We start from the raw sequence: 17,517 nt of genomic DNA, 5'->3' as shown, positions 1-17,517 counted from the left end.
AACAACTATTATTTCTATGCATTTTTGTTAGCCATTTTTATTTCTTCAGGAAAATATTTACTCAAGGCCATTCTAGCATCATTATCACTTTGTAATAATTTTATACTTCTATCTGTAAAATCTGAAATCTTCAAATGTTTACTTGCAATCCTTTTCATTCCTTTATTATTAATAGCAATTAAGACATTATCATAATCTAAATTCTCAATCATTTTATTTAGTTCAGCTAAACGTTCGTTATACCAATCATTTATTGATATACTATCTAAAAAAGAACGATAATTTTTCTCTAATTGCTCCAAAGCATTTCCTTTGGAAACATCACTATCTGTAAAATAATAGTTTACTTTGGCACTAACATAATTTGAAGCTTGGATTTCTTTTATCCTATCCAATTCATTTATAACATCTGTCTCAATTGATTTTACATTCTCTTCATTTATTAAGATCTTTTTTGCCAGTAATTTTAAAAAGCCTAAATCAAAAAATAAGTTTTCAATTTCAGCTACTTTAAATGAGTATATATCGTTTTCTTTTAACTTATCAAGTCTTTCTGAATCATGATGATCAGAATCAATTAAACCATATGATTTGGTGCTTACTTTTTGTAATTTATTAAACGCTTTTGTATGGTTAATAACATCAAAACAACTACCAACAGGCATTATTGTTAATTTAGGAAAAAGTATTGAATAAACTCTTTCATCTATACTACCTTTTACTCCCTCACAAAAAAGAATGTTTTTTCTACTTCCCAACAATTCAAAAAGTAAAGTCTCATGTATTTCATCCGTTGGAATATCTTCAATTTCCCAATTGTCTGGGTGAGTAAATGACTTTATCCATATTTTTTTTGCAGTAGTTCTACTAGTTGCAAAGTCTAAATCATGTGTTAAATAAATAAATAAACAATCACTTCTTTGGGCTTCTAAAATGTCCCATAATTTTTTGAGAATTGTTTTATGCAAATACATTTCTGGTTCATCTACTACAATAAAACCATCTAACGGTGCTTGTAAAACCTGACCTATTAAGTACAGCATAACTTTTTCTCCATCACTCATTTGCATAACAGGATAAGAACGTCCATCATTAGACTTAGCTGTAATGTTTATACCATCATCACAATGTATGCTTCTATGCTCAATAAGTGAGTTCCATATCTCAAGAGTAATATCTAAATTTGTTTTTTCAGGGCTTTTTATTTGCTCTCCTTTTGATAATAATTCTAAAGAGTCTTTTCTATAACTATTCCCGGCTGAAATATTATCAGCAAGTAAATTTCTTAAAACAACTCCAAATTCTGCTTGTAAGTAGCTAAACAGTTGTATATTTTTATTTGATTTATCTCTAATCTGAGCTTGTTTTAATTCAGATGCTGTTTTTGATGGATTAGAAATTGCTTCAAAACTTGGAACTAGTAATATCCTTTGAGCAGAAATTACAACACCATTGTTTTGTAAATAATTTTTAAATTTATTTGACAATGTAGTTTTTCCACTACCATTCGCTCCAATAGCAACTACATTACTATCGAAATAACCAATTTTATCAAAAAAATCAACATTGAACTTCATTTGATTGTATTGGTCAGAAATAATCGAAGAGCTGCTTTCTATCTGTTTTTTAATACTACTTTTCAAATTATCATTTCCATGACCAAGGAAATTCATATTATCATAATGTTTTAAAGATAAATTAGATAATATAATATTTAAGCTAGATTGAAACTGATTTCGGTAATTTACTTTTAAATCTCCATTTTTTACTTTTTCCTCCAGCGTATTTGTTATAGCGGTGACTTTGTCAAAAATGTCAAGTATAAACTGAGAACAGCCTAATTCAAATGCTCCTTGTCTTTCTTTATTTAGTTTCTCCTTAGTACTTAATATAAAAGACAGGAAAACATCTAACTCTTTACTCATGTTTAATTTATTAAAAATATTCAACCTAGTAAAAATAAAAAAACTCCATCATACATTCTTACGGAATCCCATAACCTCCCCTATTTAAGTTATAAAAGTTATTTTTTAGAGTAGCAACGGTTCTTTATATCGCTGTTTGGGTCGCTGATACTACGGCACGCTCCGTTAACACCACGGCATGGGTCGCTGATACTACGGCACGCTCCGTTAACACCACGGCATGGGTCGCTGATACTACGGCACGCTCCGTTAATACCACGGCATGGGTCGCTGATATTACGGCATGCTCCGTTAACACCACGGCACGGGTCGCTGATATCACGGCACGCTCCGTTGACACCACGGCACGGGTCGCTGATACTACGGCACGCTCCGTTAACACCACGGCATGGGTCGCTGATACTACGGCATGCTCCGTTGACACCACGGCATGGATCGCTGATACTACGGCATGCTCCGTTAACTCCACGGCACGGGTCGCTGATATCACGGCATGCTCCGTTGACATCACGGCATGGGTCACTGATACTACGGCATGCTCCATTAACACCACGGCATGGATCGCTAATACTACGGCTATCCTCCCACTCTTAAATCTGTATGGATTCAATCCAACACTCTCGGTCTACGTATTAACGGATTATCACTTCGATACAACACACAAAAAAATGTCAAACAAATGTAACGACAGCTATAGAATTATTTTTGAAAGACAAATTGCTTTGATTAATGAGAATACTAAAAAAAGTACCCTGTCATAAGCAGGCAAACCAAAAATAACACCGCAAGAGCCGTTAAAATTAAAATCTGTTTGAGCGATAGCGAGTTATTTTAATTTAGGGTCGAGGATCATTATTTTTGAGTGTAGGCAGGTTAAGACTAGATTTTTTGCTTAGCTCATTAATTTTTATTGGCTTTCAAAGGAATTCATGAACCTCCAAAGTCGGTTTCTTTTTCATCAATGGAAAAAGAAAAATAGCCTAGAAAAAGATTATTCTATGTAAAATCTAAGTCGTTAAGAAAAGATGTCAATGATAGATAACACAAAAAAAAAGTATTCGCAACTAGTATAAAAGATATACTTCTGATTGTCTGCTTGTTAAAAAAAAGCAAAAATTGACCATCGCATTTGTTTTTTATACCCCAACACTATAATTTAGAAGTGGTTAAGAAAAAGAAACGAACAAAATGCTATGATTGTATTGCTAAAACCATCTAATATTTTATGGGTTTTTAACTAGTGGCAAGGGGCTCTCCTGCTATTATAATCTTGTTGTTTCTAAGAATTACCTTAGGGTAGCGTGTATTACATATCCCTAAAAACTCTCGTGTAACTTAAATTAAATATTAATATGGAAACAAGAAGAAAATTCAAAGGTTCAGATGCTTTTTTAGCTGAAAGCGCACGTACAATTTACAACCTATTTACTCAAGATTTGGAGCGTTTTACCGCTTTCAATGCCCGATTTACGAGTGAGTATGCGACGGCTTTTTTACATCAGATTGATGCGGCAGATACGGTAGTTACCGATGTAAGTACCTTGGCAAAACAAGGAGTGGAAACACAAAAGGTGTTGATAGAAATGCAAAATGCAAGTCGTGTATATAATCGTATTAAAAGTCATGCTATGTGGGCTTTTCCTGATAATCCTGCGGTATTAAAGGAATTTACAACTGGCTATAGAGATGCGAGCAAGAATCAGCCTAAAATGTTGGTGTTTTTAGAAACCTTAGAAAAGGTGGTTACCAACTATTTAGATGATTTGACCGATGTAACGAAAGGCGGAATGCCTGCATCTATTGTGGAAGAGTTGGCTACAATTAAAGACGAATTAAAGAGTGCGAACACTCAGCAAGAGGTATATAAAAAACAGCGTTTGGTAATTACTCAAGATCGTATTTCGGCATTGAACGATTGTTATACAACGCTTGTTCAAATTATAAACACGGCTCAGTTAGTATTTGCCAATGAGCCTGCAAAAAGAGCACAGTATAGCTATCGTCCAACTACAGGAAGCAGCTCTATTACTGATTTTGTGGGACAGGTAGCGCCTAATGAAACCAAGGTGATTACTCAGGTATCGTATGACAAGGAGAGTTTTATTGGTTTTGAAAACAAAGGGGAAACCACGCTACAGTTCGACATTAGTACCGACGAGGTGACCTTAAACGGCAATATGGTTGAATTGGAAAGTGGCGCAATTAATAATCAGCCAATGGAATGGTTACTAGCGGATGTTACCAACGGTACTAAAGTGAATATTTTGGCATATAACCCGTCTACTACCTCAACGGGAAGTTATTGGGTTAGTACGGATGTGTAAGAATAATTTTTTATAAAAAATAATAACGTCATTACGAAGGAGGTACGACTGAAATAATCTGTTTATTTTGAACTATAAACATAAAGATTACTACGTTATCACTCTTAATGAAGTTTTTAATTAAAATTATTGGTATTGTTTATCTCCTCCAAGATGGTTTGCTATTACTAAAATTGTCCGCCAGCAATCAGGAAGTGATGTAGAATTTCCTCTTACACATTTTACAAAACCAGAAGGTTCTGGAAGTCCAAATTCGGTTTCTTTATATTGCTGAACTTCTGAAGTAAGTATAATATCTTGTCCCTCTACCCAAGCCTTTACTCTAACATCGTCAGACAAAGCTCTAATTGCATTAGTTACTAAATAAGTACCTGTATTTTCAACAACCGTATAATCCATTTCACTAAGTCCATTAGGCAAAGACCCAAATGCAATTGCAGCATTTAGTACTTTAATTTTTGTTGAATTTGAATTCGGTTGATTTGTCCAAATAGATGTTTGGTCAGGATTTGTTTCAATAGTTGATACATTAGTTCTTTGACTTGAAGTATCCTTAGCTACTGTCTTTTTATAACTTGTGCATGAAAAGCTTATTAATCCGAGAATTATTGTAAAAGCATAAAGAGTTCTCATAATTTCATATGGTTTAATTAACTTAAAATCAATCAATTGACACTTACTTTTTAAGCAAGTTCAATATAGTAAATACTAACTGAATAGAAAATTCAAGTGCATCCTCAGAGGTATAAGATAACATGTGTTTAGTTTTAGGTGCTTTTAATTTAATAAATAAACTAATTTGAATGAAACGCCTGTAAACACTTTATTTCTAAATATACTATTATCTGTTTGATCTAAAGCATTTAATGGTTCTCCATTTATTAAAATTTGTTTTCCTTCATATTTTTCTTTGATTCCATCTTTCACCTGTCGAATGGTCGAAAAATCTAGGGTTAAAGTAAGATAAAAAGGATGAGGATTATATTCTCCTTTTTCATTTTTCTTTACGCTTCCAGGAGCATAAGCTACCCCCAACCCTCCATCAATTCTAGTATTAAAACCAGTATCAGGAGAAAATTCTGCTATATTTAAAGAAACTACTCCTCCCCATCTACTACTTTTATACTCCCAATCCCCATAAGTATATTGTTTTGTACCGTCTGCTTTTGTTGTAAGTGACACTGTTCTATAAAAATAATTTGGCATATAAATTAAACTAGTAGAAATCACAAATGAGTCTCTACTTAAATCATCAAACTCTAATGTCAAAGTACTTGGATCCAAATAAGCTTCATTAGGTTTTGAAAATTTATGTTCAACTCCAGCAGAAAACCCAAATCTAATTGATTTATCTACTTTTTCTGTAAGTGAAAAATCTTGAGCGTTGACAATAGTTGTAATCAATAAAAACATTACTATTTCTATTTTTTTTTTGACTTTCATAATATGGTAGTTTTTTGGTTAATTCAATTACAGTGCCTTAAATCCAAGTAGTTATTCATTTTAATTACTTTGATAATTTCCTATAAACCTAAAAAAACATATTTGTAAAAAATTACGGAAACCCTCAAAACCAATTATTTAAGTCATAAAAGTTGTTTTTTTTATCATTAATGTAGTATTAAGCTGAGTATAGGGTAGATTTATACTTAATTGTATTGCTCAATAAACTACTGCCTTCATTTTCTTTGCTTGTCCAAAGAAAACGAACCAAAAGAAAGGACACTTTTACGAGGAATTTTTAAACCTTGTTTAAAAACGTCTGAAAAACGATGCGAGGCAAAGCCTCTGAATCTCATCGCTTTTTCAGACTATTCTGTGTAAAAGGGTTTAGAAAACTTCTTTTTAAAATCGAACTTTTATTAGCTAACGTCATTACGAAGGAGGTACGACTGAAGTAATCTGTTTATTTTGAACTATAAACTTAAAGATCACTTCGTTTTAGCCTGTCTTGAGCCTTTCGACTGTCACTCAAGATAAACTTAAGTCGAAAGACTCGTAATGACGTTTTTTAAGTGGTTACTTTTTAGGATGTGTAGTAGCTCAGTTTTTCTCTGGCAAAGTAGTTGTAAAATCTAAACCATATTTTTCTCCTATTCTATAGTTAAGAACTCCATCCTTTTGAAAGAAATCTAATCTCTTTAATTTTTCTAATGGAGCATCTTCTGTCATTCTCATTATTTGATGCCCATATTTTTCAATACGCCCATTATAAAAAACTAAACAATTATAAAGTGTTTCAGGCTTTGTACTTTTAAAAAACAAGAATTTTCGTTTTGGTTCTTTTCTATATAAATAAACCGTTAAGCCATACATAAAATTCTCAATCCAACATATCTCTAATACAATAGTTCCTTCTATACAGTCTCTTTCAGCTTTTAAATAGTAGGATGTATCAGCATACCTTCTTTTATTTTCAGTAATTATTTTCCAATTCATAGTTATACTAACATCTTATATAAGCTTAGCTATATAGTTTGAACACCCAATTTAATAAATATGGGACTAGTAATGATTTATACATCCTTACTCTTTTCTAAAAACCTCATCAATATAGCATTAAATCAAGTACATCCAAGGCCTTATAAAACAAAAAAGACGCTTCTAAAAAGAAGCGCCTCTTAAAAATATTGATATGTATTTTCTTACAACGGTATGTTCCCGTGTTTTCTATTCGGTCTTTCTACCTTTTTACCTTCTAACATGGCAAAAGCTTTGATTAGTTTTCTACGGGTGTCTTGTGGTAAAATTACCTCATCTACAAATCCACGTTCTGCTGCTCGGTACGGATTCGCAAATTTATCAGCATACTCCGCTTCCTTTTCAGCTAGTTTTGCTTCGTGATCATCTGCTTCTGCAATTTCCTTTTTAAAGATAATTTCACTCGCTCCTTTTGCTCCCATTACTGCAATTTCTGCACTAGGCCATGCAAAGTTCATATCGGCACCAATATGTTTTGAGTTCATTACGTCATACGCTCCACCATAAGCTTTACGAGTAATTACACTTACTCTTGGCACGGTAGCTTCACTCAACGCATATAATAATTTTGCTCCGTTGGTAATAATCGCATTCCATTCTTGATCGGTTCCTGGTAAGAATCCTGGTACATCTACCAACACCAATAACGGAATATTAAAACAATCACAAAAACGGGTGAATCGTGCTGCTTTTTTAGAACTGTTTACATCCAAACATCCTGCTAAACTCATCGGTTGGTTGGCTACAATCCCAACACTTCTTCCTCCTAAACGTGCAAATCCGACCACGATATTATCGGCATAATCTTTATGAATTTCAAAAAACGAATCAGCATCAGCAATACCGTCAATTACAGCACGCATATCATACGGCTTGTTGGCATTATCTGGAACGATGTTGGCTAGCTCTTCTCTAGTTTCATCGCCTAATTCAAACGGTAATTTTGCTGTAGTTTCTTGATTGTTCTGTGGCATATAGCTCAACAATGTTTTGATATCTTCCAAACATTGTACATCGTTCGCTGCTGTTAAATGTGTAACTCCCGATTTGGTTGCATGTGTACTTGCTCCTCCTAATTCTTCTGAAGTTACTTCTTCATTGGTTACTGTTTTTACTACGTTAGGTCCCGTAACAAACATATAACTTGAATTTTCTACCATAACGGTAAAATCAGTCATCGCTGGTGAATATACTGCTCCACCTGCACATGGTCCCATAATCGCTGAGATTTGCGGAATTACTCCTGATGCTTGTACGTTTCTGTAAAAAATATCGGCATAACCACCTAACGAACGTACTCCTTCTTGAATACGCGCTCCCCCAGAATCGTTCAATCCGATTAATGGTGCTCCTACTTTTACAGCTAAATCCATAATCTTACAGATTTTTTCAGCATGTGTTTCCGATAACGAACCTCCAAATACCGTAAAGTCTTGTGCAAACACATATACTAAGCGTCCGTTTACCGTTCCGTATCCTGTTACCACTCCGTCACCATAAAACTTCTGATTTTCCATTCCAAAATCGGTCGTTCTATGCGTTACCAAAATACCTACTTCTTCAAAAGAACCTTCATCTAAGAAATAATCGATACGCTCACGAGCGGTTAATTTTCCTTTTTGATGATGACGGTCGATGCGTTGTTGTCCGCCTCCTAACTTTGCTTCGGTAAGTTTATGTTGTAATTCTTCTATTTTAGATTTCATCTATATTCTTTTTTTGGGCGTTCCCCAAGGGTCGGGCTTTCCGCTATATCTTTTGTTGGTTTTCGATACTTGCTCCGCAAACTCGAACTGACAACAAAAGGATGCCGCTGCAATCCCTAACGCAAATTGTTTTTAACAAGTTTTTAAAATACGTTGCTCTTTTAAATACTGCTGTAAAGCAACTTGTGCAGCAATCTTCGCTTCTTTTTCGTATCCTGCTTCTAACAACTCAGGTGTGTAATACTTCTTTACAAAATGAGTATCGAAATTTCCTGAAGTAAACGCTTCGTGTTCGCATACGAACTTTCCGAACGGCAACGTAGTTTCTATTCCTTTTACCTTATAATTACTAATCGCTTGTTTCATTAACTCAATAGCTTCTTCGCGCGTATTTCCATACGTTATTAGTTTAGAAATCATCGGATCGTAATAAATAGGAATTTCCATTCCTTCTTCAAAACCATCATCTACACGAATATTTTCTCCTTTCGGATGTTGGTAGGTTTCCAACACTCCAATACTCGGTGCAAAATTGTCTAACGGATCTTCTGCATATACACGTAACTCTAGTGCATGTCCGTTAATTTGTAAATCGTCTTGGGTGAATGATAGCTCCTCTCCTCTTGCTATTTTTATTTGTTGCTCTACTAAGTCTACTCCCGTAATAAGCTCCGTAACTGGGTGCTCTACTTGTAAACGTGTATTCATTTCTAGGAAGTAGAAGTTTTTGTTTTCGTCTAGTAAGAACTCAACCGTTCCAGCTCCTAAATAATCACAGGCTTTCGCAACTCTTACAGCTGCTGCTCCCATGGCTTCTCTAATTTCTGGAGTCAACACACTCGATGGTGCTTCTTCTACTACTTTTTGGTGGCGACGTTGTACCGAACATTCGCGTTCAAATAAGTGTACTACGTTTCCATGAGCATCTGCCAATACTTGGATTTCGATATGGCGTGGTGACCCTACATATTTTTCTATAAATACAGAACCATCTCCAAAAGCTGATTCTGCTTCTGAAATTGCACGCTGCATTTGTTCTTTAATATCGGCTTCTTTTTCAACAACACGCATTCCTTTTCCTCCACCTCCTGCTGAGGCTTTGATTAAAATTGGATAGCCTATTTCATTTGCTACTTTCGAGGCATACTCTACATCGGTTACCGCTTCGTCAATACCCGGAACCATTGGAATATTATAAGCTTTCACGGCCTCTTTTGCAGCCAATTTGCTCCCCATCACTTCAATAGCATGGGTTTTTGGTCCTATAAATACAATTCCTGATTTTGCTACGGCTTCTCCAAAGGCTGCGTTTTCACTTAAAAATCCGTATCCTGGATGAATTCCATCTACACCTAGCTCCTTCGCTACTTCAATAATTTTATCTCCTAATAAATACGATTGGTTAGAAGGTGCAGGACCAATACATACTGCTTCGTCTGCAAAAGTTACGTGTGGTGAATTTCTGTCTGCTTCAGAAAAAACAGCTACCGTTTTAATTCCCATCTTTTTTGCTGTACGCATTACACGCAACGCAATTTCTCCTCTATTTGCTACTAATATCTTTTTCATATTATTCCATTTCTATTAAAACCGTATTCTTTTCTACTTTATCACCTGCCTGTATAGCTACCGATTTTACCACTCCGTCTCTTGGTGCTTGTAAGGTATTCTCCATTTTCATGGCTTCTAACACTAAAATTCCATCACCTTCTTTTACCTCTTGACCAATTTCAACATCAACAGAAACAATTAACCCAGGCATTGGTGCCTTGATATCGTTTTCTTTTTTCTCTGTTGCTACTTCTAAACCTAATTCATCAATTAACATATCTAATTCGTTAGAAATATTCACTTCGTAGGTATTTCCATTGATTTGAATGGTGTATGTTTTTTTGTTGAAATTTGTTTGAAGTATGGTAGCTTGATACGATTGGTTCCCTTCAAGTACGTGGTAGTTATTTTTTGATTTTTCTACTATATCTAACGCCTCTATTTGCGCTTCAGTAAAATCAAAATCATGCGTTTTATTCACGCTCGTTTTAAAAGATTTACTCATAAATATCTGATATTTTCACCACTAAAATATTAAAATTACGATGGAATACATGAGTTAAATCTATAAATTGGCTAGAATGTTTTTTTACTTACTTAATAACTCCTTATTCTTTTATAAATAAGCCTAGAAAAACCCGCTATTTATCACTCTTAATTCATATTTCATATTTACCTTTGCACCGTTCTCATAAAGGGGTGCCTTATTTGAATTACGAATTTTGATTATTAAAATAATTTGTAATTAATCATTTATAATTAAATTCAGGCTGAGATCATACCCAACGAACCTGGAACAGGTAATGCTGTTTAGGGAGGCGATAATCGCCATTTGGAAACCAATTATTACGAGAAATTTGTTTATTGATGAAAAGACTACTTCGTCGTAAACTCCTCGTAATGACAAGTTTTAATTATTCAATGTTTAACTAAAGAATAATTACCTCTTTTTATTCGATTTTGTTTTTTATAAAATGAGACCGATGTCTTTTCGTAAAAAAGTGAAGATAGTAGCTTTTTTACTCGTTGTATTCACAACATTAACAACAACCGCACAAACGTTTATTCTATCTGGTAAAATAGTTGATGCAAACCAAGAGCCTTTAGTGGGTGCTACCATAGCAGTTAAAGCTCAAAACAAAGGAACTTCTACCGACTTTGAAGGTAAATTCAAATTAAACTTACCAAAAGGGACACATGTTATTGAGGTTTCTTATGTGGGGTTTAAAAGCCTTTCACAAGAAGTTAAAATTACCAATAACCAACAGATTACGTTTCAATTAATTTCTAATGAAACTGTGTTAGATGAAGTGTTGGTATCTGCTGTTCGTGTAAAAGCAGATGCACCTGTAACACACTCTAACCTTGGCAAACAAGAAATTGAAAAACGGAATTTAGGACAGGATATTCCTGTGTTACTAAACTATTTACCTTCTGTAACATCCTCGTCAGATGCTGGGGCTGGTGTTGGTTATACTTATATTCGTGTACGTGGTTCGGATGCTTCTCGTGTGAATGTTACGATTAACGGAATTCCATACAACGACTCTGAAAGTCATGGAACTTTTTGGGTAAATATGGGAGATTTTGCTTCGTCTACACAAAGTTTACAGTTACAACGTGGTGTGGGAACGTCTACGAACGGTTCTGGAGCATTTGGAGCTAGTTTAAATATTTTAACCGATGCTGTTTCGGATGAAGCTAGTGGAGAAATTTCAAATGCTTTTGGTTCTTATGGAACTAGAAAACACACCGTAAAGTTTACCACTGGAAAATTAAATAATGGATTTGAGTTTGCAGGACGTTTGTCTAACATTTACTCTGATGGATATGTTGACCGAGCTTTTACCGATTTAAAATCGTATTTCTTACAAGGTAGTTATACTGATGACAATACGTTGATTAAAGCCTTAGCTTTTGGAGGAAAGCAACAAACCTATCAAGCTTGGTATGGCTTAAGTGCTGGGGAATTACAAGAAAACCGTCGTCAGAATCCGTATACCTACGATAATGAAACCGATAATTATTGGCAAGATCATTACCAATTACATTGGAATGAGAAACTCTCTGATAACTGGTCTACCAATATTGGATTAAATTATACCAAAGGAGAAGGGTATTTTGAACAGTTTAAAGAGGATAAAGATGCTGTTGATTATGGTAATGTAATTGTTGACGGAAGCGATGTTATCGTTCGTCGTTGGTTAGATAATGATTTTTACGTAGCTAATGCTAACGCTACTTATAAAACTGAAAAATTCGAGTTAATTTCTGGTGCTTCTTATAGTAATTATAAAGGAGATCATTTTGGTGAAGTTATTTGGGCTACACAATTTGCAGATGGTGCTAGCATTAGAGATCGTTACTATTTTAGTGATGCTAAGAAAAATGATATTAGCGTTTTTTCTAAAGCTACTTTTAATGTTTTTGATAATTTAAAAGCTTTTGTTGATGTACAAGGTAGGTTTATTGATTATACAACCGGAGGCTTTACTTCTGATTTAAATCCTTTAAATATTGACACTTCATTTAGCTTCTTTAATCCTAAGTTAGGTTTTACTTACAGTATTAATAAAGAAAATAGCATTTATGCATCGTATGCTCGTGCGAACAGAGAACCGAACCGTGATGATTTTCAAAATGGCTCGAATGTACAACATGAAACCTTAGATGATTTTGAATTAGGGTGGCGTTTGCATAATAAAACGGTTCAATTGAGTACCAACATCTATTACATGTCGTACGACAATCAATTAATTCAAACTGGTGGACTGAATGATGTTGGAGAATATTTACGTGAAAATGTGAAAGACAGCTATCGTTTAGGAGTAGAAATTGATGCTAATATTAACGTTACAGACAAATTTAGCATTAATCAAAATCTTACCGTAAGTAGTAATAAAATCAACAATTTTATGTTAGATCGTGATGGTGTTCAACGCAATATTGGAACTACAAACATTGCTTTTTCCCCTGATATTATTGCTGGAAATGCTTTGATTTATAAGCCTACAAAAGGGTTACAGCTTTCTTTATTATCTAAATTTGTTGGTGAACAATATCTAAGTAACACAAACACAGAAGCCTCTAAACTAGATAGCTATTACGTTAGTGATTTTAATGTTAGTTATGAATTAAAAATGAACAAAGTTTTTAAATCTATTGTTTTTACAGGATTGGTAAACAACCTTTTTGATAAAGAATATGTTGATAGAGGATATACCTATTTAAATACTTGGGATACTCCTGGAACTTCTTTTGAGGTCCAAGGATACTTTCCGCAAGCTACTAGAAACTTTTTAGTAGGTGCAACGTTAAAGTTTTAATTGGGAAAATGCTAGAAAAACAAAAAACTGAGACAATTGTCTCGGTTTTTTTATTTTTTAAAGCTTGACTTAAAAGACTAAATTCGCCAAAAGATTATTTAACTATGAAATTGAAAGAAACCTTAATAATATTACTTTCTATAACAAGCATCGGACTTGGGATTTATTCTTTTAAATTAAATAAAGAAATTTCTCTATTAATGGATGCTAAAAACTTCACTTTCAAATGGATAAACAATCATGAAATCTTGACTAGTTATTGGAAAGAAAATAATAAAATAGCTAATCAATTTTTTGATGTAAACTTTGACTCCAATTATGAGATTGCTAGAGTTTATACTACTTATGGAAAAGTATATCAAACTTGTTTTGACAGGGATGAAAATGGCGTTTATGAAAAAACTGACTGTTATAATTCGGCTGGAAATAAGGTTGGTTATTCTCTCGATAATGATGAAGATGGAGTTCCAGAAGAATTCGTTTTAATTTACGATTCAAAAAAAGAATTAAAGTTTATTGACAGTAATTTTGATGGTAAATTTGAAAAATCATTATAATTAATAATAGCACTGAAACTGAATTATTAACTAAAACAATGTTTGAAGAGTAAGCTAAGATGAATAAAGAAAATCCCGAGTAGTATACTCGGGATTTTCTTTATTCTTTATTCTTTATTTTTCTCTGTCCATTCTAGATAACCTCCTAAAACATTGTATACTTTAAAACCTTTTTGAGCAAGTAACTCACTTGCTTTTAAACTTCTTCCGCCTGAACGGCAATAAAGGTATACCGGTTTTGTTTTATCTAATTTCTCCAGAGCTTTTCCTTCAAAATCATTACCTGTAACATCTATTTTAATTGGATTTTCAATAACTCCTCTTGACCACTCTTCTGGGGTTCTAACGTCTAATAACTGTGCATTATTTTCATTCTGTAAAACTACTTGTAAGTTATCTATAGTAATGTTATTTACCTCTGTCTTTTGTTGTTTACACGACAATATCACTGTTAAAAATAAACCTATTAAAAAAATACCTTTGTTCATCTTGCTTATTTTAAAGTTGATGGACATACCGTTGCTGTCCTTGGAATATCAGTTTCTTTAATAGCCTTATATCCTCCAGCAACATCAATGATGTTATGAAATCCTCTGGCTTTTAAAATAGACGCTGCAATTACTGAACGGTATCCTCCAGCACAATGTACATAAAAGTCTTCTTTTGTTGGAAACTCTTCAACATGCTCGTTTAAGAAATCTAACGGTGTACTTGGTACATCTACAATATGTTCATTTGCATATTCTCCTGGTTTTCTAACATCAAAAACAGGTGCTTTTTCCGTAATTGCTTCTGCTAAAACATTTGCAGAAACAGAACGTAACGTATCTACTTCTTTTCCTGCTTCTTTCCAAGCTGCAAAGCTTCCATCTAAATACCCTAACACATTATCAAAACCAACACGAGATAAACGTGTAATCGTAGTTTCTTCTTCTCCTTTAGGGGTAACTAATAAAATTGGTTGAGTAACATCTTTAATCAATGCTCCCACCCATGGAGCAAATGTTCCTCCTAAACCAATAAAAATTGATTGAGGAATAAATCCTTTAATAAATTCTGATTGATGACGTACATCTAAAATCAACGCATCTGTTTCGTTTGCTATTTTTTCAAAATCTATTACTGATAAAGCTCTTGCTCCATTTTTGATAACTTCATCGATAGATTGGTATCCTTCCTTATTCATTTTTACATTTAAAGGAAAATATTCAGGTGGAGGTAGTAACCCGTCTGTTACTTCTTTTACAAACTCCTCTTTGGTCATGTCTGCACGCAATGCGTAATTGGTTTTCTTTTGATCGCCAATTGTGCCTACTGTTTCTTTGCTTAAGTTTTTACCACAAGCCGATCCTGCTCCGTGTGCCGGATATACAATTACTTCATCTTCCAATGTCATAATTTTTGTACGTAAACTATCGTACAATAATCCTGCTAATTCATCTTGCGTTAAGTTTGCTGCTTTTTGTGCTAAATCTGGACGTCCAACATCACCTAAAAACAAAGTATCTCCACTGAAAACTGCATGATTTTTTCCGTCTTTATCTTTTAACAAATAAGAAGTACTTTCCATTGTATGTCCTGGAGTATGTAATACAGTAATTGTAATTTCTCCTAATCTAAATACTTCTCCATCTGTTGCTATATGAGCTTCATAATTTGTTTTTGCTGTTGGTCCGTATACAATTGTTGCTCCTGTTTTTTCAGCTAGTGTAACATGACCACTTACAAAATCTGCATGGAAGTGAGTTTCAAAAATATATTTGATTTTAGCGCCATCTTTTTCAGCTCTGTTTATATAAGGATCAACTTCACGTAATGGATCTATAATTGCTACTTCTCCATTACTTTCAATATAATAGGCTCCTTGTGCTAAACAACCTGTATAAATTTGCTCTATTTTCATGATATTATATATTATTTATACGCTTGATGTATATACTGTGCGTATTTTTTCTGATTTTGATTATCTCCTGTTTTATAAAAATTTACGGCACCATTGGCACGCATAAAAAAGTGGTCTAAACTCACAACGTCTAATAAGCCTCCTCTAAAAAAGGCATCTCTTACAGGTCCTTTTACTCCTGCAAAGTAAAATTGAATGTTATGCTTGTTAAAATAAATAATACGTTCTTTTAACATATCAATTCCTGTACTATCAACTCTGTTTATGCTTTCAGCATCTAAAACAATCAACTTTAATGCTTTTCCTTTTTCTGATGCCATTTCATCTAACTTATCTCTAAAGTAATTTGAATTAGCATAAAAAAGTTGTGCATCAAAGCGAAATACTAAAATTTCATCATCTAGAATGACTTCCTTAAACCTGCTTTTATTACGATAGAAATCTGAATTTGGTACTTTTCCTAACTCCGCTACATAGGGTCTTGAAGTTCTAAAAATTAAAACAATTAATGATAAAACTACCCCGATTAAAATTCCATATTCAATTCCGAAGAAAATAGTAGCTAAGAAAGTAGCTAAGAGTAGCCAGAAATCTAAATTATTTGCTTTCCATAGCCTTCTTGCTTCTTTTAAATTTATTAAGTTAAAAACTGCAACTATAATAATTGCTGATAAAATAGTTTTTGGTAAGTGATAAAAAACAGGTGTTAAAAAAAGTAAGGTAAACACTACTAAAATTGCGGAAACTATTGCGGAAACTCCTGTAGTTCCTCCCGATTCTGCATTAATTGCCGAACGAGAAAAACTTGATGCTGACGGATATGATTGAAATAACGATCCAACCATATTACTTAAACCCAAAGCTACTAATTCTTGATTGGGTCTTACTCTATACTCATCTTGCTTAGCTTCCAAAGTTTTTCCGATAGAAATAGTTTCTAAATATCCTACCATAACCAAAGTAGCCGCTATCGGCATTAATTCACGTATTAAAGCTACATCAATTACTGGCATTGAAAGTTTAGGTAAGCCTGATGGAATATCTTTTACAATGGCTACATCTGAAAATTCTGTTCCAAAAAAACGGATACTTATTATACCCAATATAACAACGATTAATGCATTGGGTATTTTTCTATTAATTCTTCTAAAAATTATAATAATAGCACATGCTATTAAACCTATTATTGTTGTATTTGTTTTAAAATATTTAAGTCTGAAGAGAATATCTTCTAATAATACATGGATTTGATCACTTTGTACAAAATCTACTCCGAATAAATTCCTAAATTGATTCAATCCAATAATTAAAGCTACTGCAGAGGTAAACCCAGTTATTACAGGTCTTGATAAAAAGTTAACAATAAATCCTAAACGGAAAATTCCCATTAAAAACTGAATAGTCCCTACTACTAGCGCGAGTAATATTGCTATAGCTATATAACTTTCAGAACCTGTTAATGCTAAGGTAGATACTCCTGTTGCTACAATTAATGAGTCCATTGCTACAGGACCAATTGCTACTTGACGTGACGTACCAAAAATAGCATATAGTAATTGAGGCACTAACGCAGCATACAACCCATAAATTGGTGGTAAACCTGCAATAAGTGCATACGCTATACCTTGAGGAATTAGTACAATAGCAACAGTTATACCTGCAACTACATCACCTTTTAACTGTGACTTTTTATAGTTAGGTATCCATTCTAATATAGGTATGAGTTTTTTTAATAGTTTCATTT

Annotated in this window: 13 protein-coding genes; 3 read left to right on the top strand and 10 right to left on the bottom strand. The window is 33.6% G+C overall.

Features of this window, described 5'->3' with window-relative positions:
* Positions 1–14: 14 nt before the first annotated feature.
* Positions 15–1,925: an AAA family ATPase gene (locus tag MHM83_RS04215; RefSeq protein ID WP_239178515.1), complete on the bottom strand. Its 1,911-nt coding sequence runs from the start codon at positions 1,923–1,925 to the stop codon at positions 15–17.
* A gap of 1,352 nt (positions 1,926–3,277) precedes the next feature.
* Here MHM83_RS04215 and MHM83_RS04210 point away from each other — a divergent pair.
* Positions 3,278–4,249: a hypothetical protein gene (locus MHM83_RS04210; protein WP_239178513.1), complete on the top strand. Its 972-nt coding sequence runs from the start codon at positions 3,278–3,280 to the stop codon at positions 4,247–4,249.
* Positions 4,250–4,375: 126 nt separating this feature from the next.
* Here MHM83_RS04210 and MHM83_RS04205 read toward each other — a convergent pair whose 3' ends face one another.
* From MHM83_RS04205 to MHM83_RS04180, 6 genes are all read right to left on the bottom strand, one after another.
* Positions 4,376–4,882, bottom strand: coding sequence for a hypothetical protein (locus MHM83_RS04205; RefSeq protein WP_239178512.1), 507 nt, complete (start codon positions 4,880–4,882; stop codon positions 4,376–4,378).
* A gap of 144 nt (positions 4,883–5,026) precedes the next feature.
* Positions 5,027–5,692, bottom strand: coding sequence for a hypothetical protein (locus tag MHM83_RS04200; protein ID WP_239178511.1), 666 nt, complete (start codon positions 5,690–5,692; stop codon positions 5,027–5,029).
* A 600-nt stretch (positions 5,693–6,292) separates the two neighbouring features.
* Positions 6,293–6,688 carry a hypothetical protein gene (locus MHM83_RS04195; protein ID WP_239178510.1) on the bottom strand — a complete coding sequence of 132 codons (396 nt, stop codon included), beginning with the start codon at positions 6,686–6,688 and terminating at the stop codon, positions 6,293–6,295.
* A gap of 206 nt (positions 6,689–6,894) precedes the next feature.
* Complete coding sequence (locus MHM83_RS04190) at positions 6,895–8,436, bottom strand: acyl-CoA carboxylase subunit beta (RefSeq protein ID WP_239178509.1); 1,542 nt, start codon at positions 8,434–8,436, stop codon at positions 6,895–6,897.
* Positions 8,437–8,568: 132 nt separating this feature from the next.
* Positions 8,569–10,005 carry an acetyl-CoA carboxylase biotin carboxylase subunit gene (gene accC / locus MHM83_RS04185; RefSeq protein ID WP_239178508.1) on the bottom strand — a complete coding sequence of 479 codons (1,437 nt, stop codon included), beginning with the start codon at positions 10,003–10,005 and terminating at the stop codon, positions 8,569–8,571.
* Position 10,006: 1 nt separating this feature from the next.
* Positions 10,007–10,492, bottom strand: a complete 486-nt coding sequence (locus MHM83_RS04180) for an acetyl-CoA carboxylase biotin carboxyl carrier protein subunit (RefSeq protein WP_173359330.1) — start codon at positions 10,490–10,492, stop codon at positions 10,007–10,009.
* A 478-nt stretch (positions 10,493–10,970) separates the two neighbouring features.
* Here MHM83_RS04180 and MHM83_RS04175 point away from each other — a divergent pair, with 478 nt between their 5' ends.
* Complete coding sequence (locus tag MHM83_RS04175; RefSeq protein ID WP_239178507.1) at positions 10,971–13,313, top strand: TonB-dependent receptor; 2,343 nt, start codon at positions 10,971–10,973, stop codon at positions 13,311–13,313.
* 104 nt (positions 13,314–13,417) lie between these two features.
* Entirely contained in the window at positions 13,418–13,870 is a 453-nt protein-coding gene (locus MHM83_RS04170) for a hypothetical protein (RefSeq protein WP_239178506.1), read from the top strand.
* A 107-nt stretch (positions 13,871–13,977) separates the two neighbouring features.
* Here the strand turns inward: MHM83_RS04170 and MHM83_RS04165 are convergent, their stop codons facing one another.
* Genes MHM83_RS04165 through MHM83_RS04155 form a run of 3 tightly spaced genes read right to left on the bottom strand, consistent with a single transcriptional unit; the run spans position 13,978 to position 17,515 of the window.
* Complete coding sequence (locus tag MHM83_RS04165; RefSeq protein ID WP_159610895.1) at positions 13,978–14,358, bottom strand: rhodanese-like domain-containing protein; 381 nt, start codon at positions 14,356–14,358, stop codon at positions 13,978–13,980.
* A 5-nt stretch (positions 14,359–14,363) separates the two neighbouring features.
* The gene (locus tag MHM83_RS04160; protein WP_239178504.1) at positions 14,364–15,773 is read right to left on the bottom strand and encodes an MBL fold metallo-hydrolase; all 1,410 of its coding nucleotides are present in this window, start codon (positions 15,771–15,773) and stop codon (positions 14,364–14,366) included.
* An 11-nt stretch (positions 15,774–15,784) separates the two neighbouring features.
* Positions 15,785–17,515, bottom strand: coding sequence for a SulP family inorganic anion transporter (locus MHM83_RS04155; RefSeq protein WP_239178502.1), 1,731 nt, complete (start codon positions 17,513–17,515; stop codon positions 15,785–15,787).
* Between the last annotated feature and the right edge of the window lie 2 nt (positions 17,516–17,517).

It is taken from the genome of Tenacibaculum sp. Mcav3-52 (assembly GCF_022347665.1).
Classification (GTDB): domain Bacteria; phylum Bacteroidota; class Bacteroidia; order Flavobacteriales; family Flavobacteriaceae; genus Polaribacter; species Polaribacter mesophilus.
This window is presented reverse-complemented; position numbering and strand designations above follow the sequence as displayed.